17 protein-coding genes are annotated in these 22,674 nt (G+C 76.6%); 9 read left to right on the top strand and 8 right to left on the bottom strand.

Going from position 1 to position 22,674, the window contains the following annotated elements; all coding sequences use genetic code 11:
• Positions 1-293 precede the first annotated feature (293 nt).
• Both argC and M0638_RS20855 read left to right on the top strand, forming a co-directional pair.
• On the top strand, positions 294-1,265 hold the full coding sequence (argC, locus tag M0638_RS20860) for an N-acetyl-gamma-glutamyl-phosphate reductase (protein WP_248668937.1): 972 nt from the start codon (positions 294-296) through the stop codon (positions 1,263-1,265).
• A 155-nt stretch (positions 1,266-1,420) separates the two neighbouring features.
• Positions 1,421-2,008 (top strand): gamma carbonic anhydrase family protein, encoded by a 588-nt coding sequence (locus M0638_RS20855; RefSeq protein ID WP_456316050.1) that lies wholly within the window; start codon positions 1,421-1,423, stop codon positions 2,006-2,008.
• Positions 2,009-2,047: 39 nt separating this feature from the next.
• Here M0638_RS20855 and M0638_RS20850 read toward each other — a convergent pair whose 3' ends face one another.
• From M0638_RS20850 to M0638_RS20830, 5 genes are all read right to left on the bottom strand, one after another.
• The gene (locus tag M0638_RS20850) at positions 2,048-3,199 is read right to left on the bottom strand and encodes a GGDEF domain-containing protein (protein ID WP_248668936.1); all 1,152 of its coding nucleotides are present in this window, start codon (positions 3,197-3,199) and stop codon (positions 2,048-2,050) included.
• 144 nt (positions 3,200-3,343) lie between these two features.
• Positions 3,344-4,918 carry a TolC family protein gene (locus tag M0638_RS20845; protein ID WP_248668935.1) on the bottom strand — a complete coding sequence of 525 codons (1,575 nt, stop codon included), beginning with the start codon at positions 4,916-4,918 and terminating at the stop codon, positions 3,344-3,346.
• Positions 4,919-5,346: 428 nt separating this feature from the next.
• Entirely contained in the window at positions 5,347-6,738 is a 1,392-nt protein-coding gene (locus M0638_RS20840) for an efflux RND transporter periplasmic adaptor subunit (protein WP_248668934.1), read from the bottom strand.
• A 313-nt stretch (positions 6,739-7,051) separates the two neighbouring features.
• Complete coding sequence (locus tag M0638_RS20835; protein WP_248668933.1) at positions 7,052-8,614, bottom strand: acetolactate synthase large subunit; 1,563 nt, start codon at positions 8,612-8,614, stop codon at positions 7,052-7,054.
• Between the two features lie 144 nt (positions 8,615-8,758).
• Positions 8,759-9,994 (bottom strand): C13 family peptidase, encoded by a 1,236-nt coding sequence (locus M0638_RS20830; protein ID WP_248668932.1) that lies wholly within the window; start codon positions 9,992-9,994, stop codon positions 8,759-8,761.
• 173 nt (positions 9,995-10,167) lie between these two features.
• Here M0638_RS20830 and M0638_RS20825 point away from each other — a divergent pair, with 173 nt between their 5' ends.
• From M0638_RS20825 to M0638_RS20815, 3 genes are all read left to right on the top strand, one after another.
• Positions 10,168-10,542, top strand: a complete 375-nt coding sequence (locus M0638_RS20825; protein WP_248668931.1) for an antibiotic biosynthesis monooxygenase family protein — start codon at positions 10,168-10,170, stop codon at positions 10,540-10,542.
• A gap of 704 nt (positions 10,543-11,246) precedes the next feature.
• Positions 11,247-12,074 carry an MBL fold metallo-hydrolase gene (locus tag M0638_RS20820; RefSeq protein WP_248668930.1) on the top strand — a complete coding sequence of 276 codons (828 nt, stop codon included), beginning with the start codon at positions 11,247-11,249 and terminating at the stop codon, positions 12,072-12,074.
• Positions 12,075-12,408: 334 nt separating this feature from the next.
• Positions 12,409-13,926, top strand: a complete 1,518-nt coding sequence (locus tag M0638_RS20815) for a coiled-coil domain-containing protein (RefSeq protein WP_248668929.1) — start codon at positions 12,409-12,411, stop codon at positions 13,924-13,926.
• Positions 13,927-14,203: 277 nt separating this feature from the next.
• On the opposite strand, the gene aroQ is transcribed toward M0638_RS20815, so the two are convergent.
• The 3 genes from aroQ to M0638_RS20800 all read right to left on the bottom strand — a co-directional run bounded on the left by aroQ (position 14,204) and on the right by M0638_RS20800 (position 17,504).
• On the bottom strand, positions 14,204-14,671 hold the full coding sequence (aroQ, locus tag M0638_RS20810; protein ID WP_248668928.1) for a type II 3-dehydroquinate dehydratase: 468 nt from the start codon (positions 14,669-14,671) through the stop codon (positions 14,204-14,206).
• Between the two features lie 274 nt (positions 14,672-14,945).
• Positions 14,946-16,448: a PfkB family carbohydrate kinase gene (locus M0638_RS20805; RefSeq protein ID WP_248668927.1), complete on the bottom strand. Its 1,503-nt coding sequence runs from the start codon at positions 16,446-16,448 to the stop codon at positions 14,946-14,948.
• A gap of 219 nt (positions 16,449-16,667) precedes the next feature.
• Positions 16,668-17,504: a metallophosphoesterase gene (locus M0638_RS20800; RefSeq protein WP_248668926.1), complete on the bottom strand. Its 837-nt coding sequence runs from the start codon at positions 17,502-17,504 to the stop codon at positions 16,668-16,670.
• Between the two features lie 208 nt (positions 17,505-17,712).
• Here M0638_RS20800 and M0638_RS20795 point away from each other — a divergent pair, with 208 nt between their 5' ends.
• The 4 genes from M0638_RS20795 (at position 17,713) to M0638_RS20780 (ending at position 22,455) form a co-directional block, all read left to right on the top strand.
• A complete protein-coding gene (locus tag M0638_RS20795) occupies positions 17,713-19,260 on the top strand; it encodes a hypothetical protein (RefSeq protein WP_248668925.1) in 1,548 nt (515 codons plus the stop codon).
• On the top strand, positions 19,257-20,531 hold the full coding sequence (locus tag M0638_RS20790; protein WP_248668924.1) for a hypothetical protein: 1,275 nt from the start codon (positions 19,257-19,259) through the stop codon (positions 20,529-20,531). Before M0638_RS20795 ends, M0638_RS20790 begins: the two co-directional genes overlap by 4 nt.
• Before the next feature lie 188 nt (positions 20,532-20,719).
• Positions 20,720-21,484: an ABC transporter ATP-binding protein gene (locus tag M0638_RS20785; protein WP_248668923.1), complete on the top strand. Its 765-nt coding sequence runs from the start codon at positions 20,720-20,722 to the stop codon at positions 21,482-21,484.
• Entirely contained in the window at positions 21,481-22,455 is a 975-nt protein-coding gene (locus M0638_RS20780) for an ABC transporter permease (RefSeq protein WP_456316049.1), read from the top strand. The genes M0638_RS20785 and M0638_RS20780 overlap by 4 nt, the downstream gene beginning before the upstream one ends.
• The last annotated feature ends 219 nt before the right edge of the window (positions 22,456-22,674 follow it).

The raw sequence follows: 22,674 nt of genomic DNA, 5'->3' as shown, positions 1-22,674 counted from the left end.
GGCGGATCCGGCGTCACGCGCCGGGCCGCAAGGCTTCGAGATCGGGGGGGCGGATCCGCAAGGGTCCGCCCCTTCTGCGTTCCGGCTTCCGGCCAGGGATGCCGCCCTTGGTGCGCCACCCTGCAAGGCCAACCCGGGCGCCGGAACACGGCCGGAACCCGTACCGTCACGCATTTGGCAGGCGCCGGGGCGTACAAGCCCCGCCTGGAAATGCTTTAACTGCGGGCAGGGTGCCGCCGGATGGTCCGGCGGCACCGGACCCGCGCCAGCGGGCTATCTGAGAGGGCGTTGCCATGGCCAAGGGCCAGACCCCCACGGTGTTCATCGACGGCGAGGCGGGCACCACCGGCCTCGGCATCCGCGAGCGCCTGGAGGGCATCCGAGGGCTGTCGCTGCGCTCCATCCCCGAGGCGCTGCGCAAGGACCCGGCCGCCAAGCGCGACCTGATGGCCTCGGTGGACCTCGTCGTGCTCTGCCTGCCCGACGACGCGGCGAAGGAGACGACGGCGCTGGCCGCCGGGCTCGGCGCGGCGGCGCCCAAGCTGCTGGACGCCTCCACCGCGCACCGCGTGGCGCCGGACTGGACCTACGGCTTCCCCGAGCTGGCAGCCGACCAGGCCGCCCGCATCGCCGCGGCGCCCCGCGTCAGCAACCCGGGCTGCTACCCGACCGGCGCGATCGCCCTGCTGCGGCCGCTGGTCGATGCCGGGCTGCTGCCGGCCGACCATCCCGTCGCGGTGAACGCGGTCAGCGGCTACTCGGGCGGTGGCAAGTCGATGATCGCCGCCTACGAGGCCCGCACCGCGCCGGATTTCGAGCTGTACGGGCTCGGCCTCGGGCACAAGCACGTGCCGGAGCTGCAGAAGTATTCGGGCCTGAGCCGGCGGCCGATCTTCGTCCCCTCGGTGGGCGATTTCCGGCAGGGCATGCTGGTCTCGGTGCCGCTGCACCTCGACACGCTCCCGGGCACCCCGTCGCCCGCCATGCTGGAGGCGGCGCTGCGCGAGCACTACCGCGGCAGCCAGTTCGTGCGCGTGGTGCCGGCCGAGGCGAACGGCAAGCTGGAGCCGCAGGCGCTGAACGACACCAACCTGCTGGAGCTGCGCGTCTTCGGCAACACGCAGAACGGCCAGGCCGTGCTGGTGGCGCGGCTCGACAACCTCGGCAAGGGCGCCTCCGGGGCGGCGGTGCAGAACATCGGGCTGATGCTCGGCCTCGACGTGTCGGCGGCGCTCGGCGCGGCGTCGGCCGCGGCGGCCGAGTAGGCCCTTCGGCCGGACCGGACGCGGCGGGCCCGGCCCGCCACGTCCCCGCGTGACCGGCGGCCGGCACGCGACGAGGCGGGACACGCAACGGGCGAAGCGGAGCCTGCCGGCCGCCACGGCAGGGCGGCAACGGATCGACGGGGAAGGAGGCGAGGATGGACGACTTCGTGAAGGCCGCGCTGGGCGGCATGGCCGGGGGACCGGCCGATGGCCCCGTGCGCGGCTTCGAGGGCACGGTGCCGCAGGTCGCGGCCTCCGCCTTCGTCGCCCCCACCGCGCTGGTGCTGGGCCGGGTCGTCATCGGCGCCGATTCCAGCATCTGGTACCACTGCGTGCTGCGCGGCGACACGAACGACATCACCATCGGCGCGCGCAGCAACATCCAGGACGGCACCATCATCCACGTCAACGCCGGCGCCGAGGCGACGCTGATCGGCGACGACGTGACGGTGGGCCACGCCGCCATCGTGCATGCCTGCACGCTTCACCACCGCGCCTTCGTCGGCATGGGCGCCACGGTGCTGGACCGGGCGGTGATCGAGGAGGGCGGCGTGCTCGGCGCGGGCGGCGTGCTGCCGCCAGGCAAGCGCATCGGGCGCAACGAATTGTGGATGGGTTCGCCCGCGAAGCTGGTGCGGGTGCTGACCGAGGAGCAGCGCGCCGTGTTCGACCGCACCGCCCCGCACTACGTGGAGCTGGCGCGACGGCACAAGGCGTCCCTGGCGCGCGGCGACGCAGGCTGAAGCCGCGCCCGGGGCCTGCCCGGCCCGTGCGGGCCGGCATCAGACCGCCGCGACGCGGCGGCCGGGATCGCCGGGGCCGGCCGCCGCGTCCTCGCCTCTCCCGACGCCTTCGTCGACGCAGACCATGTTGCGGCCGGCATGCTTGGCCCGGTAGAGCGCCGCGTCCGCCCGTTCGAGCAGGGACGAGGCATGCTCGTTCCGCCCCGCCTCGGCGACGCCGATCGAGACGGTCACGCTGCCCAGCCCTTCGCCCGAGCCCTTGTTCACCAGGCGCTTGCCGTCCAGCGCCGCGCGTATCTGCTCGGCCACGATCGACGCCGCGCGCAGGTCCGCGCCGGCCAGGATGACCGCGAACTCCTCGCCGCCGTAGCGCGCCGCCGTGTCGCGCCCCTTCACGCTCTGCGCCAGCAGCCGGCCCACCAGCCGCAGCACGAGGTCCCCCACCTTGTGCCCGTGCACGTCGTTGAACTGCTTGAAGTGGTCCACGTCCAGCAGCAGCAGCGACACCGGATAGCCCTCGGGCCGGTTCCGCGCCACCAGCGCCCGGCGCAGCCTCGCATCGAAGGCACGCCGGTTGCTGAGGCCGGTGAGGCCGTCCGTGGTGGCTTCCTGCCGCACCTCCGCCAGGCTGCGGCGCAGGGTGCAGATCCGCGACGCCGAGGCGGCGAGCTGCTGCTCCAGCAGCCGGTTGCGCTCGCTGGCGCGCACCGTCTCCGTGGTCAGCATCTCCACCGCGCGCAGCAGGCCCTCCATCGAGGTGTCCTGGCCGAGCCGGTCCGCCACGACCGACAGCACGGCGCCGTACGCGTTCAGCGTCCTGCCGTTGCCGTTGATCTGCTCGACCATGGCGTCGGCGGCCTGCTGGATCGCGTCGATGCGGTCACCGACCGCGTCCACGTCCAGCTCGGGGCCGATGCATTCGGCGTGCAGCACGGCCAGCTCGGCGGCGGTCGGCGAGGAGTCGCCCGCCAGCAGCGTGGCGAGGCGCCGGCTCAGCTCCGGGCTGCTGCCGCAGAGATGGGTGTACCAGATCTCGAAATGCTGCGGCGTCGGCAGCACGCCAAGGCTGTCCATCTCGAGCCAGGCCCGCGCAGCCAGGCGGCGGATCTGCTCCGGCGTCTCGGTCGCGCCGGCGGCGGGGGGCTGGGCCGTGGCACCATCGGTGCCCGCCCTGGCGGAGGAGGAGCGCATGTCCCCCGTATCGCGTATCCTCCTTGACGTTCGGTGAATTCGTTCCGGTCGTGGTTACGACCCCGTGCCGGTCCGCCCGGTCGGCCGGTGCCCGCACTGGGCGCCGCCGGGGCGCCGTCGGGACGCCGCATCGGGGGCGCCGCGTCAGGGCCGCGGCGCCAGGCCGGAGACCCCGGTCGCCTGCTCGAGCTGCGCCAGCGCGAGCAGGTAGTTGATCCGCACCGTGTTCACCGCCACCCGGGTCGCGTTCAGCGTGCGCAGCGCGTCCAGCACGTCGATCAGCGAGTTGCCGCCGGCGAAGTAGGAACGCTCGACGATGGCATAGGAATCCTCGGCCTGCGCGATGGCGCCGGGGCCGTAGCGCGTCAGCAGCAGGCGCGCCTGCTCGTAGCCGGCCCAGGCCACGGCGAAGTCGGCGCGCGCCTGCGCCAGCGTGGCGCGCGCCTGCGCCTCCGCCTGGCCCTGCTGGCCCGCCGCGACGCCCACATTGCCCTCCACCATCCGGTTGGTGAACAGCGGGATGGAGAAGGAGAGCCCGAGCGAGTTGTTGGCGTAGAGATCCGACAGCCGCGAATTCGGCAGGTCCTGCGAGAGCCGCGAGCGCGACCAGGTGGCGCCGATGGTCACGTCGCGCGCGCGCCCCGCCTCCGCCAGCCGCGTGTTGGCCGCGGCGGCACTCGCCTGCCGCGCCGCCACCACCACGTCGGGGCGCTGCGCCACCGCCTCGGCCAGCACCTCGCGCGCGACGCCGAGCTCGGGCGCGCGGTCGATGCGGCCGCGCAGGTCGAAGGCGACGGGCGGCAGCACCACGGGGGCGACCGGCTGCATCGGCGCGACGACGGGGCCCCGCGCCCCTCCCGGCGCGGCCGGGCCGCGCGCCGCGCCGCGCCCGGCCGGCGGCGTGGCGCCCACGGCGCCCGGCGTCCCGCCCGCGTCCGGCGCCTCGCCGCGCGCCTCCTGCTCGGCGAGGCGGGAGCCGGGGCGCGGCACCGGGTTGGCCGGCAGGGCCAGCGCTCCCGGCACGCTCGGCCGGATTCCCAGCCGGTCGAGCTGCCCGGCCCCCGGCACGAAGGCGGCGGCGTCGGCGGCGAGGAACACCGCCACCTGCGCCACGCCCGCCGCGTAGGACTGCGCCTGGGTCAGCACGTCCTGCTCGAATTGCAGCCGCCCGGCCTGGAAGCGGATCAGGTCGCCTTCCGGGATGGCGCCGTTGGCGAGCTGGCGGCGCAGCAGCGCCTCGGTGCGGTCCAGCGAGCCGCGGTTGCTCAGCGCCACCTCCAGGTTGGCGCGCGCCAGCAGCGCGTTCAGGAAGGCCTGCCGCAACCCGAAGAGCTGGGTGCGCATCGCGTCCAGCACCTGCGTCTCGGCGACGCCGATCTGCTCGTCGGCGAAGCGGGTGCGCAGCTCGCGCTTGCCGCCGCGCTCCACCAGCATGGAGAGGCCGGTGCTGAAATTGTTGTTCGGCCCGAAGAAGCGCGAGCCCTGGAGGCCGCCGTTCACCCGCTCGTTGGTGTTGAAGGCCGTGTTGCCGAAGGAGAAGGTGGGGCTCGGGATGCTGCTGTTGACCAGCACCTGCGCCCGCGCCGCATCCACCCCGCGCCGTGCCGCCAGCACGGTCAGGTTGCGCTCCACCAGCAGCCGCTCCGCCTGCTCCAGCGTCATCGGCCGGATGGTGGCGGCGTAGGGCAGCGGCACGAGGCCCGGAACGGTGACCGACATCGCCGCGCCGCGCCCCGGAACGGCACCGGGAAGCGGCGATGCCGTGGCTGGCGCCGGCGCGGTCGGGGGCGGCGCGGCGAGGCGGGTGCCGGACGGCGCGCCGGGCGGCACGACCAGGGGCGCCCCCAGGGGCACCCCCGGTGTCGCCACGATGCCTTGCGCGGCGGCCGGCCCGGCCTGGCCGAGCAGCAGCAACGCCAGGAGAGCGCCCGGCAGGCAGGCCGGGCGACGCGGAAGCGGACGGCGCGGGAGCGGGCGGCGATTCGGGGAACGGACAGCAGGAAGCACGCGGCGAGCCATCGGGTCCCCTCGGCGGCGGTCGATTCGGCGGTTGTCAGGATGGCGCGCCGCGACGCCGGGCCGAAGGCGGCGTCGCCCGCCGGACGGCATCGCGCCCGGCGGTTCCGGGCCGGGGCCGGCGCGTCGGGTCAGTCGATGCGGGCGGCGCGATCCACGAACAGGGCGCCGCCGGTGACGATGCGCGCACCTGGTGGCAGGCCCTGCACCACCTCCAGCATGTCGCCGGAGCGCATGCCGAGGGTGATGCGGCGCAGGATGAAGCGGTTGTCGTCCAGGGCCTCCCACACGCTCGCATCGCTGCCGCGGAAGATCACGGCGCTGACCGGCACCGCCACGGCGTCGCTGTCGCGGCCGATGTCGATCCGGAAGCTCGCGAACATCTCGGGCTTGAGCAGCCGGTCGGGGTCCTGCACCTCGGCGCGCACCTCCAGGCGGCGCGTCACGGGATCGAGGCCGGTCGCCATGTTGGTGATCCGCGCGTCGAAGGTGCGGCCGGGCAGCGCGCCCACCGTCACCTGCACGGCCTGGCCGACCCGCACCAGCGGCGCGTCCATCTCCCGCACCGCCGCCACCAGCCACATGGTCGAGAGGTCGGCGATGGTGAAGACGGGGTCGCTGCCGCCGGCGTTCAGCCACTGGCCGGGGCCGATGCGCCGCTGCGACACGGTGCCGGCGATCGGCGCGTTCACCGCCACCGTCGCGTCGACGTGCCGCGTCCGCTCCACCTCGGCGATCTGGGCGGGCGAGCGGCCGAGCACGCGCATGCGGTCGCGCGCGGCGGCGACGGCGGTCTCCTGCACGCGCAGGTCGGCGGCGGCGTTGGCCGCGTCCGCCCGCGCCTGCTCCAGCGCCTGCATCGAGGCGGCGCGGCCGGCATACATGTCGGCCTGGCGCGCCGCGTTGCGCTGCGACAGCGCCAGCGAGGTGCGCGACTTGTTCAGCGCGTCCACCGCCGAGAGGAGGTCGTTGGCGGCCTGCACCAGGTCGTTGGTCTCGACCTCGAACAGCATCGACCCGGCCTCGACCCGTTCGCCGAGGCGCGGCCCGGCATTCACCACGCGGCCGGTGTAGGGGGTGAAGACGGGCGTCGAGCGGTCGTCGTTGTAGGCGATGCGGCCCTCGGCCGCGCGCTCGGCGTGGAAGGCGCGCGCCTGCACCGGCTCGATGCGCAGCGACCTGATCTCGGTCTCGGAAAGCCGGAACTCGCCCGGCGGCAGGCCGGCGGTGGCGGCGTGCGGCGCCGCGGGCTCGTGCACCCCGGCCGGGTCGCGCAGGAACTCGTACCAGATGCCGGCACCGGCGACGGCCAGCACCAGCCCCCAGGTCGTGTAGCGGCCGATCCCGCGACGCGCCGGCGCGGCCTGCGCCTGCGCCGACCCCTTCGGCGCTTCCCGGCCGCCCTCCCGCGGCGTAGCGGCAAGCTCCGGGGAGAGCGAGAGCGAAACCGGCGACTGACCGGCGGGCGGTACCATCTCCTTCGCCTCGTTCTTCGCTGCCGGCGGCGTGTGAATCATATTCATGTCACTTCCTGCGCTGCGGCGTGCTGGTCGGCAGTGAGTCGCACACGGCCTCCGCGGAAACCAGTCGCGGTAACCGTGTGCTCGCAGCGCCGTGAAGGTGCTGCGCCACGGCTTACGCCGGCCTTACGGAGCGCCTGAATTCGGCGCCATGTATCCGCCGGGGAGACAGGTCGGGAGGCAGGTGCCGGCCCCCGGGGCAACCAGGTGGCCGGCGCCACCTTTCCGACGGCCCGGCCGCCGCCCCGTCCGATGCCCCGGATCCCGGACGGCGACCAGCGCATGGCGACCGCCCGGTGCCCGCGCAACGAACCGATCAGATCACGAGTTCGATCAGGAACGGCCCCGGCCGGGCGCAGGATTGCGTGAGCAGGTCGCCGCACGCCTCCAGCGTCTCCGCCCGCGCCGCCTCCACGCCCATCCCCGCCGCGAGCCGGACCCAGTCGAGATCCGGGTTGCCGAGGTCGAGCATGTCCATCGCCGTCCGCCCGGGGTTGGCGCCGACGTTGCGGTACTCGCCGAGCAGGATCTGGTACTTGCGGTTGGCCAGGATGATCGTCGTCACCGGCAGCTTCTCGCGCGCCTGGGTCCAGAGCGACTGCAGCGTGTACATGGCCGAGCCGTCCGCCTGCAGGCCGATCACCCGGCGGTCGCCCCCCCCGGAATCCCGCATGGCCTGCACGCCGATGCCGGCGCCGGTGGCGAGCGGCAGGCCGCAGCCGATGGCGCCGCCCATGATCTGCATCCAGTCGTGCGGCGGCGCGGCGTGGCTCTCCCGGAAGAAGCCGCGCCCGAAGCTGACGGATTCGTCGGCGACGATGCTGTTCTCCGGCATCAGCGCGGCCAGCGTGCGCGCCAGCCCTTCCGGCGTCGGCGCGCCGCGCCCTGGCTCGGGGCGCGGGCCGGGATCGGGGATCGCCGCCTCGGGCGCGCCCAGCTCCTCCACCAGCGCCGCCAGCGCCGCCTCGGCATCCTGCTCCGGCCGCGCCAGCACCGTCACCGAGGCGCTCTCCGGATAGTGCCGGCTCGGCACCCCCGGATAGGCGAAGAAGCCGACCGGCGCCCTGCTGCCGACCAGGATCAGGTGCTCGACCTCCTTCAGCGCCGCGAGCGCCTGGTCCGCCGGGTAGGGCACGCGCTCCAGTTGCAGCCGGCCGCGGCCGCGCTCCATCCGGGCGTTGGAGCCCTCGGCGAGCAGGCGGCAGCCGGTCGCCGCCTCGATCCGCCGGGCGAGGCGCTGCGCCCCCGCCCGCACGGCGCGGCCGCCGAGCAGCAGCAGCACGTTGCGCTTCTCGCGCAGGGTGCGCGCGGCGTTGCGGATGGCGAGCGGGTCGGCCTGCGGCACGGCGGGCACCGGCAGCGGGTCGGCCACCGCCCCGCCCTCGTCCCAGCACGTGTCGGAGGGCAGGATCAGCGTCGCGATCTGGCCCGGCGCGGTGCGCGCCGCCTGCACCGCGACGGCGGCGTCCGAACCCACCTCGGTCGCCTTCGCCGCGGTGCGCACCCAGCCGGAGACGCCGCGCGCCCAGCCCTCCGTGTCGGCGGTCAGCGGCGCGTCGAAGGGGCGGTGATAGGTCGCCTGGTCGCCGACGATGTTGACGATGCCCGAGCGCGCCCGCCGCGCGTTGTGCAGGTTGGCCAGCCCGTTGCCGAGGCCGGGGCCGCAATGCAGCAGCGTCGCCGCCGGCCGGTCGGTGACGCGGAAATAGCCGTCCGCGGCGCCCGTGACGACGTTCTCCTGCAGCCCGAGCACGCAGCGCATGCCGGGCACGCGGTCCAGCGCCGCGACGAAATGCATCTCGCTGGTGCCGGGATTGGCGAAGCAGACCTCCACGCCACTCCGCAGCAGGGTATGCACCAGGCTTTCCGCGCCGTTCACCGCTCGTCTCTCCCCCTTCCGGTTCGGCGGCAGGGTGCGCGCCGATGCCGAGGGGTGCAAGCCGGACCTCTCCGGAACGCGACCGGCTGCCCGGCGGCAGGAAGCCCACGCCGTCCCGTCGCCGCCGGCCGCCCGGACAGGCTCTCAGAGCGGCATGGGCTTGCCGCCGGGGCCCGGCATGGCGGGCGGCGGCATGGCGGGGCCGGGCAGCGCCTGCGGCGGCATCGCCGGCACGGGCATCGTGCCGGGCGCCCGGCCCGGCTTGCCGCCCGGACCCGTCCCCGCGCCCGGCGGGCCGGCGGGCGCGGCCATGAGCGTGCCGGCACGGAACGGCACCGCCAGCCCCTCGGCCACCGCCGGGCCGACATAGGCCTGCGGCTCCGAGGGCCGCTCGCCCATCTCGGCCTCGGCGCGCTCGACACAGCCGCGCGTGGCGCGCCCCACCGCCACCCAGCCGGACGCGGCGTCGCGGTCCAGCGCGCCGAGCAGGCAGCCGTCGAACACGGTGTGGGTGTAGCCGGCGCCGCAACCGAAGGAGGGCCGGTCCGGCCGCGCCGCCGTCAGGACGATGCGGTTGGGCCGCGCCATCGGCCCGCGCGCGAAGCCGCCGGAGAAGCAGGCGGAGATCACCACCACGGTCGGCGCGTCGCCGCAGCCCTGCTGCAGCGCCGCGTCGAGCTGTGCCGGGAAGAGCAGCCCGCCCGTGCTGCCGCCGACGATGAAGCCGCCATTGTGCGCGCCGTGCGAGGTGGCGAAGACCAGGCAGCCCTCGCCGGGGCCGGGACGCATCGCGGCCACCGCCGCGAGCACGGCGGGCACCGAGGCGGGCCGCGCCTGCCCCTCGGCGACGACGGCGGGCTGCGAGCTCAGCCGCTGCATCGCAGCGGGCGGCACGCCGGCGGCGAGAAGGCCGCGCTGCACCCCGGACACGGCGTTGTCGAACACCGGCAGGCTGCCGTCGCCCGCCACCAGCACGGCATGGAAGCGCGTGGCCGCGAGCTGCCGCGGCGGGTAGGCGGGCATCGCGCGACCCGTTCCGGGGGAGGCGTAGCCGCCCTGCGGCGGAGCCGCGTAGCCGCCCTGCGGCGGAGCCGCGTAGCCACCCTGCGGCGGCGCCGCGTAGCCGCCCTGCGGCGGCGCCGCGTAGCCCCCTTGCGGCGGAGCCGCGTAGCCACCCTGCGGCGGCGCCGCGTAGCCGCCGCCCGCGTCGGCCGGCGGCGGCTTGCCCGCGGCGCCGAGCAGCAGCAGAGGCAGCAGCGCGGCCAGCCGCAGCAGGCGCGGCAGCCCGCCTCGCGGTCCCGCCGCCGGCATCCCTTCCCCCGGCGTTCCGCCCCGCGGCGGCATGGTGCCTTCCTGCCGTTCCTGCTCGGGTCGGTGCATGCGCTGGTCTCCTCGGCGCTCGGAGACGGGCAGCGTAGCGGCCATGCCTGACGATTGCACCCGTGACGGCGGGCCGGCCGCCGGCGCGTCGACGGCGGTGCCGGGCGATTCCGCCTCACCTGCCGCCGATTTATGGGGCATACTTCCTAATCCGCCTGACAGAGGAGACCGGCATGGCGAACGCGCCGTTGGCGAACAAGGGCAACTTCCTCCACATCTACGACTTCCGGGTGATCCCGGGGCGGGAGGCGGAGTTCATCCGGCTGTTCGAGACCTTCGACTACTCGGACGAGAACCCGATGCACAAATCCGCGGCGCAGGTGAAGGACGGCGTGCTCTGCCGCGACGTCAACGATCCGGGCCGCTACTTCCTGATCGCCGAATGGGCGAGCATCGAGGAGCACCGCCGCATCCTGGACGTGCTGAAGGCGCTGCGCCCGCAATTCGTCGGTCTGGTCGAGGGCGGCCCGGCCGCCTTCACGCCGCAATACGTCGAGGTCGTCTCCTCGACCCCGGACGAGATCCTGCAGAAGGCGGCCGCCGGCTGAGCACGCCGCCGGAGGCTCGCGCACGGATGGCCGGGCAGGCCCGCCGCCGCCGGAATCCGACCTTGGGGCAGGCCGCGCGAGCCTGCCCGGGGCGGATCGCCGCCGGGCGGACACGCCCGGGGGCACGATGCCGGGCCGCGCCGACGCCAACCGGCATGAGTCCGCCCTGAAGGCGGCGCGATGCGGCAGGCCGCAGTCCCGGCCGGACCGCGGCTCGCCGCCGGCCCGATCGCCGGAGGGGGGCGGTGCCCGAGGGCATGGCGCCGCGCCGAGGACGGTGAACGACCGGCGGCATGGGGCCGCGGCCGGATGGCGGGGCGCCGGGAACGGTGCCCGCCGATGCCGCGCCCATCCGGTTCACGCTGCCGGGAGTGGCGTGCCGGGGCCGGCAGGCCGGTCGCCGCCCCCGGTGGCACAGCCAGGGTCACGCTGGTAGGCTCCGCGCCGCACCGGGCACGCACGAGGCCCGGCCGGGGGTCGCCATGCTGACACGACGGACCGCCTTCGCCGCCGCGGCGGCATTGCCCGCCCTGCCGTGGCCGGCCCAAACCCAGGCCCAGGTCCAGGCCCAGGCCCAGGCACAGACAGCGCCACGATCCGCGGCGGCCCCGTCCGCGGCGTCGTCCGCGCCCCAGCCGGCCGCCGCGCCTCCCGGCCCGGCCCAGGCGCCCGGCTTCTATCGCACGCGCCTCGGCAGCCGGCTCGTGACCACGGTGAACGACGGCTTCGGGCGGCGCCCCAACCCGGGCGAGGGCTTCGTGCGCAACGCCGACAAGGCCGCCGTCGAGGCCGCGCTGCGCGACGCCTTCCTGCCGACCGGGTACCTGGAAATCTCCTACACGGTGACGCTGCTGGAGACGCCGGAGGGGATCGTCGCCTTCGACATCGGCACGGGCGGGCATCTCGGCCCGACCAGCGGGCGGCTCGCGGGCAACCTGCGCGCCGCCGGGATCGACCCGGCGCGCATCGCGCACATCGTCTTCACCCATTTCCACGCCGACCACTGCTCCGGCCTGACCGATGCCGGCAACGCCGCGCTCTACCCGAACGCCGAGATCCACGTGCCGGCACCGGAATGGGCCTACTGGATGGACGACGCCCAGGCGGCGCGCGTGCCGGAGGCGGCGCGGGCCGGCTTCGCCAACGCCAAGCGCCGCTTCGCGCCCTATGCCGACCGCGTCCGCCGGTTCGAGCCGGGCGCCGAGGTGCTGCCGGGCGTGCGCTCGCTCGCCACCTTCGGCCACACGCCGGGCCACACCTCCTACGTGGTGTCGGACGGCGGCGACAGCCTGCTGGTGCTGGGCGACATCACCAACCGCCCCGAGCTGTTCGTGCGCAACCCCGGCTGGCACGCGATCTTCGACGTGGACCCGGTGATGGCCGAGGCGACGCGCCGCCGCGTGCTGGACATGGCGGCGGCGGAGCGGCTGCGGATCGCGGGCTTCCACTGGCCGTTCCCGGCGCTCGGCCACGTTGCCAAGGACGGGGCAGGCTACCGCTGGGTGGCGGACGCATGGTCGGCCGCGCCTTAGGCGCGGGGCCGCCGGCCCCTCCCGGCGGCCGCCCCGCCAACCTGTCCACCCCGGGGCTCCACGGCCGGACCGCGGCGCGGGACGGATAGCCGGGGAGCGGCCCGGAGCCGGCCAAGCCCGCTCCGCCCGGCACCGGGGGAAAACGCCCCGGGGGGCGCCACCAGGGGAAGGCGCCGGGGAGAGGGCCGGGGAGAGCGCCGGGGAAAGCACCGGCAACGAAGCGTCGGGCCGGGACGCCGCTTCCACCGGACCATGCCCCGGCCCGCGGCGACGCGGCCATGCCGGGGCCTCCGGCGGCCCGATCCGAGACCACCACCTCATCGAGGAAAGAGACATGGCGAGTGGCGAGCCCGGCGTGACGCCGGCGGGTAATTTCTGGCGGTCCTGGTCCGTGCTGGGCCTGTCCGGCGCGGCGCTGCTGCTGCTGATCCTGGGCTGGACGGTCGCGATGACGCGCGGCAGCCAGATCGAGGCGGTCGAGGAGGAGGGCCGTGCCCAGTCGGTGCGCCTGACCTCGCGGATCAGGGCGCTGGAAGGAACGCTGGAGCAGGAGCGGCAGGCGGCGGGCGACCTCGCGACCCTGGCGCAGCAGGCCGAGGCGGCGCGCGCGGCGAACGCCGCGGCGGAGGCGCGCGGGCGCGAGCTGGCCGGCGCCGCGAATGCCGCCCAGGCCCGCATCGCCGAGCTGGGGCAGCAGATCACGGCGAGCGAGCAGCGCGTGGCTGGCCTGACCGCCGCCGAGACGCGCCTCGGCGAGCTGCGCCAGGCGGCGGGGACGGCGGAGACCGGCCTCGCCACGTTGCGCAGCGCGATGGCCGAGGCCGAATCCGCCCTGGCCGCGCGCCGCGCCGAGCTGCAGCAGCTCGCCGCGCAGCAGCAGCAGGCGGCAGCGGCGCTGAGCCAGGCGCAGAGCCGTGCCGCCGACCTCGCCGCCGGCGGCGAGGCGGCGCAGCAGCGCCTCGCGGCGCTGGCCGAGGAGGCGGGGCGGGCGCAGCAGGCGCTGACGGCGCAGCAGGCCGCCGTGGCGGGTGCCGAGGGCCGCGCGCGATCGCTGCGCGAGGCGATCGCCGCCGCCGAGAACACGCTCGCCACCCGCCGCGGCGAGCTGACCGGCACCGAGACGCGGCTGAGCGAGGTGACGCGCCGTGCCGAGGCGGCCCTGGCGCAGCTCCGCGCCATCGAGGCGCGCGGCGCCGAGCTGACCAACGCCGCGAATGCCGCCCAGGCGCGTCTCGACGAGCTGCGCACCGCCACCGAGGCCGCGGCCAAGGCCGCCGCCGAGCGGCAGACCGCCGCCGAGGCGGCCGAGAAGGCGCGCGCCGCCGCCGAGAGCCGGCTCGCCGAGGTGAACCAGCGACTCTCGGCCGCCGGCCAGGCCGCGGCCGATGCCTCCCGCCGTGCCACCGCCGCCGAGGCGCGGGCGACCGAGCTGCGCACCCAGGTCAGCGCGGCCGAGGCGGCGCTGGCCGGGCGGCAGCAGGCGCAGGGCGAGATGGAGCAGCGCCTCGCCTCGCTGCGCGACGCGACGGGCAAGGCGGAGGCCGAGCTCAACGCCCGCCGCGCCGCCGCCGAGCAGGCGGCGGACCGGGCCGCCCAGGCGGCACGCAGCATCGAGGAGGCGACGGCGCGGGTCCGCACGCTGGAAGGCAGGGCGGCGGCGCTGCAGGCGGACCTCGCCGCCGCCGGGCCGGCGCTGCAGCAGCGCCAGGCGGAGCTGGCCGAGGTGGAGCGCAACGTCGCGGCGCGGCGCGAGGAGCTGGCGGCGCTGCAGGCGCAACTGGCGCGGCAGCCCCAGCCCCAACCCCCGACGCAGCCGCAGCCGCAGCCGCAGCCGCAGGCTCAGCCGCAATAGAGCGGATCGCCGGCGGGCGGACACGCCCGGCGGCGTGATCCGCGCCGGGAACGACGAGCGACAGCGAACCGCAGTCCCGACCGGACCGCGGTTCGCCGTAGGCTGAACGAAGCGGACGGGGACGGTCCGGGGCCGCGCGCCGGCTCCGCCCCCTCGCCCGTCCCATGCCGGTCCGCCCGGATGCGGACCGGCATGACGGCCCGATCCCGCGCAGGGCCGCCCCACCGGCCCCGTGCGGATTGCGCCCCGCCCGCGCCGGGCCCCGTGCGGGGCGGCCTCAGCCCTCCAGCAACTGCGCCACGCGCCGCAGCGCGAGCTGGTAGCCCAGCGTCCCGAACCCCGCGATCACCCCTGCCGCGACTCCGGAGACGTAGGAGTGGTGCCGGAAGGCCTCGCGCCTGTGCACGTTGCTGATGTGGACCTCGAAGATCAGCCCGTCGAAGGCGTTCAGCGCGTCGAGGATGGCGACCGAGGTGTGCGTGAAGGCGGCGGGGTTGATGACGATGGCGGCCGCCGTCTCGCGCGCCTCGTGGATCCAGTCGATGATCTCGTACTCGCGGTTGCTCTGGTGGAAGCGCAGCGAGAGGCCCAGCTCGTCGGCCAGGCCGCGGCAGTCGCGCTCCACGTCGGCCAGGGTCTCGTGGCCGTAGATGTGCGGCTGCCGCTTGCCGAGCAGGTTCAGGTTCGGTCCGTTCAGGACGTAGACGAGGCGCGAGGCGCCAGCCTCGTTCGGCGTGTCGGGCATGGGTTTCCTCTCCGCGGCCGGTCCGCCGGCCGCACGATCCCGGGCCGGGCATCTTCGGGCAAGGCGTTCACGCCCGGCGACCCGGAAAATGCGCGGAATGGAACGGCCGGCGCCGCTGCCGCCCGACAGGGGCAGGCGACCGCGGCGCCGGAACGGGTGATCCGGAACGGGTGACGGGGCCAGGGCGCGGCGTTCGGCGCGGCGCGCCGAACCCCTTCCCGGCGCGGAGAACCCCTCGCCACCCCTTTTGCCGCCGGCCTCTCCTGGCAGGCGCTCAGAGCGCGCCGACGGGCCGCGCCACCTGCGCCGGATCGTCGCCGCTCAGCGGCTCGGCCAGCCGCAGCTGCCCGCCCCACTCGGCCAGCAGCTCGGCGCCGGGCACGGCGGGCGCGCCCAGCCCGCTCCCCAGCCCGCTCCCCTGCCCGCCGGCCCGGCCGCCGGCCTGCGTCGGGCCGCGCACCAGCACCTCGGGCCGCAGCAGCCGGATCAGCTCCAGCGGCGTGTCCTCCTCGAACACCGTCACCAGGTCGACGACGCCGAGGCTGGCCAGGGTGGCGGCGCGCAGCACCGCCGTCTGCGCCGGACGCCCCGCGCCCTTGAGACGGCGCACCCCGTCATCCGAGCGCAGCCCCACCACCAGCCGGTCGCACCAGGCGCGCGCCTGCTCCAGCAGGTGGCGATGGCCGGGCTGGAGCGGGTCGAAGGAGCCGTCCGTGAAGCCGACGCGCAGGTTGCGCCGGCGCCAGCGGTCCACCTGGTCCACCGCGAGGGCGCGCGTGACCACCTTGCGCAGCACGCTGTTCTCGGGCTTGAGCGCCTGCAGGATCTCGCTCTCGCGCACCGTCGCGGTGCCGATCTTGCCGACCACGATGCCGGCCGCGACGTTGGCGAGCTGCGCCGCGAGCGCCAGCGGCAGCCCGACCGCGAGCCCGGCCGCCGCGATCGCGGTGATGGTGTCGCCCGCGCCGGAGACGTCGAACACGTCCTGCGCCACGGCCGGGAAGTGGCGCACCGACTCGGCCTCGCCCGTGCCTTCCAGCAGGGTCACGCCGTGCTCGCCGCGCGTCACCAGCACGGCGCCGAAGCCGTGCGCGTCGCGCAGCCGGCGCGCCGCCGCCGCCACCTCCTCGGCGGTGCCGACGGGCAGGCCGGTGGCGGCGCGCAGCTCGGCGCGGTTGGGGGTGACGAGGTCGGCGCCGGCATAGGGGGCGAAGTCGGCGCCCTTGTGATCCACCACCACGCGCCGCCCGGCCGCCTTGCCGGCGGCGACGAGGCGCGGCGCGACGTCGCCGGCCAGCACGCCCTTGCGGTAGTCGGAGAGCACCATCACGGAGGTCGCGGCCACCGCGTCCGCCGCGATCTTCACCAGACGCTCGGCGAGGCGCGGGTGGATCGGCATCGCCACCTCCTGGTCGGCACGCAGGAGCTGCTGGCCGCTGGCCAGGAACCGGCTCTTGGTGGTGGTGGGGCGGCCGCCCTGCACCAGCAGCCAGGGCTCGACGTTGTGGGTGCCGCCGATCAGCCCGGTGAGGTCGCTGCCCGCCTGGTCGTCGCCCACCACCGAGATGAAGGCGACCGCGGCGCCGAGCGCCGTGAGGTTGCGCACCACGTTGCCGGCGCCGCCCGGCATGGCGAGCTCGCGCTCCACCGAGAGGATCGGCACCGGCGCCTCCGGGCTCACCCGGTTGACGGTGCCGTAGAGGTAGCGGTCGAGCATGGCGTCGCCCACCACCAGCACCGAGGCGCGGCGGAGCTGGCGGACCGCGTCGGCCAGCATGGCGGGGGCGGCGGGAGCGGGGGAGGCGGGAACCGGCCCCGGCGGCCCGGATGGCGGCCCAGATGGCGGCCCGGGCGGCGGCTGGTCGGCGGGCTCGGGGCCTGTCATGACGACGCCCTACCGCAACCGTCAGGCGTGACGCAAGCCGCGTATCCGCGCCCGCCGGGATGCCCGGGGATGCTCCCGGGCGGCGCCGCGCCGTCCGCGCCGCGCGGGCGATCAGGCGACGAGGAAGCCGAGGCGGTCCCGCTCCAGCACCAGGCAGGTCAGCGCCCCCCCGAACACGGCGCCGGTATCGATGCCGATACGGTGCGGCCGCACCGAGGGCTGCGGCTCGGGCGTGTGGCCGTGCACCACCACGGCCGGCAGGGGCCTGCCCCAGGACAGGAAGGGCTCGCGGATCCAGAGCAGGTCGTCCGGCGACTGCCGGTCGAGCGGCACGTCGGGCCGCACCCCGGCATGGGCGAACAGGTAGCCGCCGGCCGGCCAGGAGAGGGCGCAGCCGCGCAGCAGCGCGACATGCGCCGGCGGGACCTGCCACGTGTCGGGCTCCGCCGGGTCGCAGTCGTAGCTCAGCAGCGTGGCGCGACCGCCATTGGCCAGCCACAGCGCCCGTATCTCGGCCGATGCCTCCGCCTGGGCTCCCCTCTGGGCTCCCATCTGGGCCTCCGCCCTGCCCCCGGCCTGAGGCCCCGCCCGGCCCGGACCGGCGAGGGGCGTGCCGCCGGCGGGGGCGGGGGCGGGGGCGGGCGCGCCGGGCGGCGGCAACGCCGCCAGCATCATCGCCTCGTGATTGCCGAGCAGGTTGACCACCGCGTCCATCCCGGCCGGCGGCGGGCCGAGCAGGTGCTGCACCACCGCGGCGCTGTCGAGGCCGCGGTCGACGTAGTCGCCGAGATGGACCAGCACGGCACGCCCGACCGGCCGGCGCGCGGCGTCCTCGGCGATCTGCCCGTGCAGCGCGGCGAGGCGTTCGACGCAGCCATGCACGTCGCCCACGGCGTAGACGCGAAGACCGGGCGGCAGGGTGGCCGGGGCTAACTGTTCGTTCAGCATGCGGCGGTGAATGTAGTGCCGGGCGGCGGCGCCGTCCGCCAAATCCCGTGGCTGGAGAACCATGCCGGCACCGCACCTCCCCCCGGGCCGCCCCGCAGGCCACGCCGCCGGTGCCGGGGGCCGCGCCGGGCCGCCCGCGTTGCCGCCGGCCGCCCCGCCGGCCCGGCACGGCGCGCCGGCGGCGCCTGCCCCGACCCTGATCGAGGCCGTGCGGCAGGTCCTGCGCCAGCCGGAGGGCCGGACGGCACTGCGGGTGCGCCTGGGCGAGGCCCCGCCGCAGCACCGGCGCATGGCCCAGGCCCTGCTGCTGGGCGCGGCCCTGCGCGGCCTGCCGCCCACCGCCCCGCCGCCACGCTCCATCCCGACCGCCGGCGCGGCCGCGGGTGCGGCCGCGGGCGCGTCGGTGCAACCCGACCACGCCGCGGGAGAGGACGATGACTCGGGCGGCCGACTCTTCGACCTGCCGGCGGGCGAGGCGCTGCTGCTCGGCCTGCCCGCCCCCGTCGCCGAGCGGCTGTGCGGCCTGCTCGACCGGCTGCTCGGCGCGGCGGCGCGGGAGATGGTGACGCTCTGGACCCTGCCCGGCGCGGCGGCGCCGCTGCGCGCCTGCGCCGAGGCCGCCAGCCGCCCCGGGGCGCCGCCCGCCGGCCGGCCCGCATCCCCCGCCCGGATCGCCCCCCCGCGCGAGAGCGAGGCCTGGAGCCGGATCGGCGCGCTGGACACCGAGTTGGAGCGCGTGCCGCTGCCGCCCCTCTGCCGCCGCCACGCCGTGCTGCGCCTCGCCGGCGGCCCGCCCGGACTCGCCGCGCAGCGCCTCGTGCCGCAGCCCGACCGGCTGGCGGAACGGCTGGCGGTGCTGCGGCACGACCCGGCGCTGCTGCGCCATGCCGGCGAGCGGCTCGCCCGGCTGCTGCCGTCCGCCCTGGCGCTGCCGGCGGGAAGGCTGGCCCTGCTCGGTGCCGCCGACGGCGTCACGCCGCTGCTCGACCTGCCGGCCGCCGAGGCACGCCGGCTCGCCGCCGAGGGGCCGGACGCGGCGGCGCCCGGCACGGCAGCGCTCGGCACGGCAGCATTGGCCGGGCTGCCGCCGGCCATCGGCGTCGAGCTGTCCGAGGCGGCCGACCCGGACGCGCTGGCGACGCTGCGGGACGCGCTGGCCCGGCGTGGCTGGGCCCTCGCGGTGCACGGGCTTTCCGCGGCCGCGCTGCGCCTGATCGCCCCCGAGTCGATCGCGGCCGACTGGCTGCGGCTCGCCTGGTCCGCGGCGCTGGCCGACCGCCCCGCCGCCCTGGCGCTGCGCCGGCTCGATCCCGCACGGCTGATCCTGGAGGGCTGCGACGACCCGGTGGCGCTGGAATGGGGCCGCGAGCACGGGATCGGGCTGTTCGAGGGCCGGCAGCCGGAACGCCTGGCCGCCGCGGCGCGGCGTGCGGCCTGCCCGCGCGCGTCGGGTTGCACGGTGGCGCAATGCGCCGGGCGCGCCGCCGCCGCCTCGCCCGCCGGGCGCGCCGGCTGCGGCGAGCCCGGCCTGCTCGCCGCCTTCCTGCCCTCCCCCCTGCCCTCCCCGGCGCCGCCGGCAGGCCCGCCTCCGCCCGTTCCGCTACCGTCCGTTCCGCCGCCGGCCGTTCCACCGCTGGCCGCCCAGCCACCGGCCGCGCCTTCCCCGACCACTCCGTTCCTGGCGGACGGCACCGCCGGCCCGGCAGCGGACATGGCCGACGCGGCGCCCGCCCCCGACGAGGCAGCCGCGCCGTGAGCACCCCGTCGCGGATCGGCGGCGGCACGCTGGTGCCGGTGGCCGTGCGCCCGAGCGCCGGCAACCCGGGCGCGGAGCGCTGGGGCGTGGCGCCGAGCCGCGCCACGGCCGGCGCGCTGGAGCTGGCCGAGCTGGTGCGGGATGCGGTGGCCGCCGCCGTGGACAAGCGCGCGCTGCACCTGCGCTTCGGCGCGCTCGATCCGGCGCTGCGCCGGCCGCACCACCGCCGCCTGGCGCACGAGGCGCTGGGCAGCACCCTGCGCACCGCCCGCGCCCGGCTGTTCGAGCTGCCCGGCGGCGACCTGGTGGCGGTCGCCTCGCCGCCCGCCGCCGCGCTGGAGACCGCGCGGGAGGCGCTGCTCGGCCTGCTCGGCCCGGATGCGCCGCCTGGGGCCGTGGCGCTGCTGCGCCTGCCGCAGGAGGCGGCGGCGCTGCTGGAGGCGGTGGGCGAGAGCCTGGGCTTCGGGACGCCGCCGCCCGGGGCCCTCTCCGGCCGGATCCGCGACGTGGCCCCGGCGGCGGGCGGCGGCACGGTGCCGGCGCCGCTCGATTCGGCCGGCCTCGCGCGGCTGGAGCGCGGCCTCGCCACGGCCGATCTCTCGGCCTTCGCGCGGTGCCAGACCGTCTGCCGGCTCGATCCCGAGGGCGGCGCACCGGTGCCGCTCTGGGAGGAGCGCCGCGTGGCGCTGGGGGCGCTGCGCGACGCGCTGGCGCCGGGCTGCGACCTGCGCGCCGCGCCCTGGCTGCGCCGCCGCCTGCTGCGGCTGCTCGACCGGCGGCAGCTTGCCGACCTGCTGCGGCCGGAGGCGCGGCGGCGGCGCCAGCCGCTCTACCTGCCGCTCCGCCTCGCCAGCCTCGCCGACGAGCCGTTCCTGCGACTCGACGGGATGCTGACCCCGGCGGAACGCGCCGGGTTCACCCTGGGCTTCGCGGCCGAGGACATCCTGGCCGATCCGGACGGCTTCGCCCTGGCCGGCGAGCTTGCCCGCACGCGCGGCTATCGCCTCGCCCTGGACGATGCCGCTGCCGGAACGCTGCCGCTTCTGCCGCCGTCGCGGCTCGGCGTCGACCTGGTGCAGCTCCGCTGGAGCGGCGCGCTGGCCTCACTCGATGCCGGGGCGGTGGCGCGGCTGCGGGCGCGGCTGCCGGAAGACCCGGATGCCATCGTGCTCGCCGGCGCCGACCAGCCGGCCGCGATCGGCTGGGGCTGGGAGGCCGGGCTGCGGCTGTTCCAGGGCCGCGTGATCGAGATGCGGCGCATCCCGGCCTGAACGGGTCGCCGGCCTGGGCGGGCCACCGGCGCCCGGCGGCGATCCGCACCGGGCCCGCGGGCCCGCGGCGAACGACGGCCCCGGCCGGGCTGCGGCGCGCCGCGGGCGCGACCTCCGGAGCGGCCGGCGGCAGGCCGAGGCCGCACGAAACGTGCGGCCGACGCCCGGAAATGCTCTATGCACGCCGGATGACCGCGCCTGCCATCCTGGCCGAATCCCTGACCAAGCGGTACGGCGACACGCTGGCGGTGGATTCCCTCTCCTTCAGCCTGCCGCGCGGCGCCACCTGGGGCCTGCTCGGCGGCAACGGCGCCGGCAAGACCACCACCATCGCCATGCTGCTCGGCCTGCTGCTGCCGAGCGCCGGGCGCGCCGCCGTGCTCGGCCACGACATGGCGCGCGACCGCTTCGCGGCGCTGGCGCGGATGAACTTCTCCTCGCCCTACGTCGCCCTGCCCGGCCGGCTCTCGGTGGCCGAGAACCTGCGCGTCTACGCGCATCTCTACGACGTGCCGCGGGCCGAGGCGCGGATCGCGCGCCTGGCCGGGGAGCTGCAATTGACCGACCTGCTCGACCGCCCCGCCGGGATGCTCTCGGCCGGGCAGAAGACGCGCGTCGCGCTGGCTAAGGCGCTGATCAACCGCCCCGAGGTGCTGCTGCTCGACGAGCCGACCGCCAGCCTCGACCCGGACACGGCGGACTGGGTGCGCGGCTGGCTGGAGCGCTACCGGGCCGAGAGCGGCTGCGCCATCCTGCTCGCCTCGCACAACATGGCCGAGGTCGAGCGGCTCTGCACCGAGGTGCTGATGCTCAAGGAAGGCCGCGCCGTCGACCGGGGCAGCCCGCGGGCGCTGCTGGAACGGTACGGCCGCGACGATCTCGAGCAGGTCTTCCTCGACATCGCCCGCAACCGCGGCCGGGCCGGCGCGGCCATGGCCGGGGGATCGGCATGAGCGGCGCGCCGGGCGACGCCCCGCCCTCCCCGCCGCCGCGCCCGTCCGCCGGAACGGCGGGCGGTCCCGCCGCCCCGCCGCGGGACGGCTGCGCGCGCCGCGAGCGATCCGCCCCGCCGCGGCAGGCCGCGGCGCCGCGCGAGCCTTCCCCCGCACCACGCCACGGTGGCGCCCGTGCCGCGCTGCGGCGGGTCTGGGGGCTGATGTACCGCCACCTCGCCCTGTTCCGCCGCTCCTGGCCGCGCCTGCTGGAGCTGGCCTACTGGCCGCTGCTGCAGATGCTGGTCTGGGGCTTCGTCACCGCCTACCTCGCCGGGGTGCAGCAGAACCTCGCCTCGGTCGCGGCCGGCACGCTGCTCGGCGGCGTGCTGCTGTGGGAGGTGGCGCTGCGGGCGCAGATGGGCTTCTCCATCTCCTTCCTGGAGGAGGTGTGGAGCCGCAACCTCGGCCAGCTCCTGGTCGCGCCGCTGCGCCCGCGCGAGCTGCTGGCGGCGCTGATGGCGATGAGCGTGCTGCGCATGCTGGCCGGCGTGCTGCCGGCGGCGCTGCTCGCCTTCCTGCTCTACGGATTCGACCTCTTCGCCATGGGGCCGATGCTGGTGGCCTTCGTCGCGGCGCTGCTGGTGATGGGCTGGGCGGTGGCGCTCGGCGTCACCGCCATGGTGCTGCGCCACGGCGCGGGAGCGGAGGCGCTGGCCTGGTCGGTGCTGATGGGGCTGACGCCCTTCTCGGCCGTGTTCTACCCCGTCGCCGTATTGCCGGACTGGATCCGGCCGATCGCCCTGGCCCTGCCCGCCGCGCACGTGTTCGAGGGCATGCGCGCGGCGCTGCTGCACGGGCGGGTGGCGTGGGCGGAGCTGGGCTGGGCCTTCGGGCTGGACGCGTTCTGGCTGTCGCTGGCCGTCGCCGCCTTCCTGTGGCAGTTCCGCCGCGCGCGGGAGCAGGGCGCGCTGCTGAGCATCGGCGAATAGAGCGGATCGCCGGAGGGCGGCGACGGCCGGAGGCGTGGAGCCGCCCGGAAGACAATGAGCCGGCGCGGCCGGCGAATGGCACGGCTGCGGCCACGGCCACGGCCATGGATCGCGGATGCCGGACCGCCTGGAGCCGTTCCGGCCTGACCGTATCAGGCCGGAACGGCTCCAGGCTTTTGGGTTTTCGCATTTTCCGAGCCGCCCGGTGAGTACACCCGG

Source organism: Roseomonas acroporae (genome assembly GCF_023223525.1).
GTDB lineage: Bacteria > Pseudomonadota > Alphaproteobacteria > Acetobacterales > Acetobacteraceae > Roseomonas_E > Roseomonas_E acroporae.
This window is presented reverse-complemented; position numbering and strand designations above follow the sequence as displayed.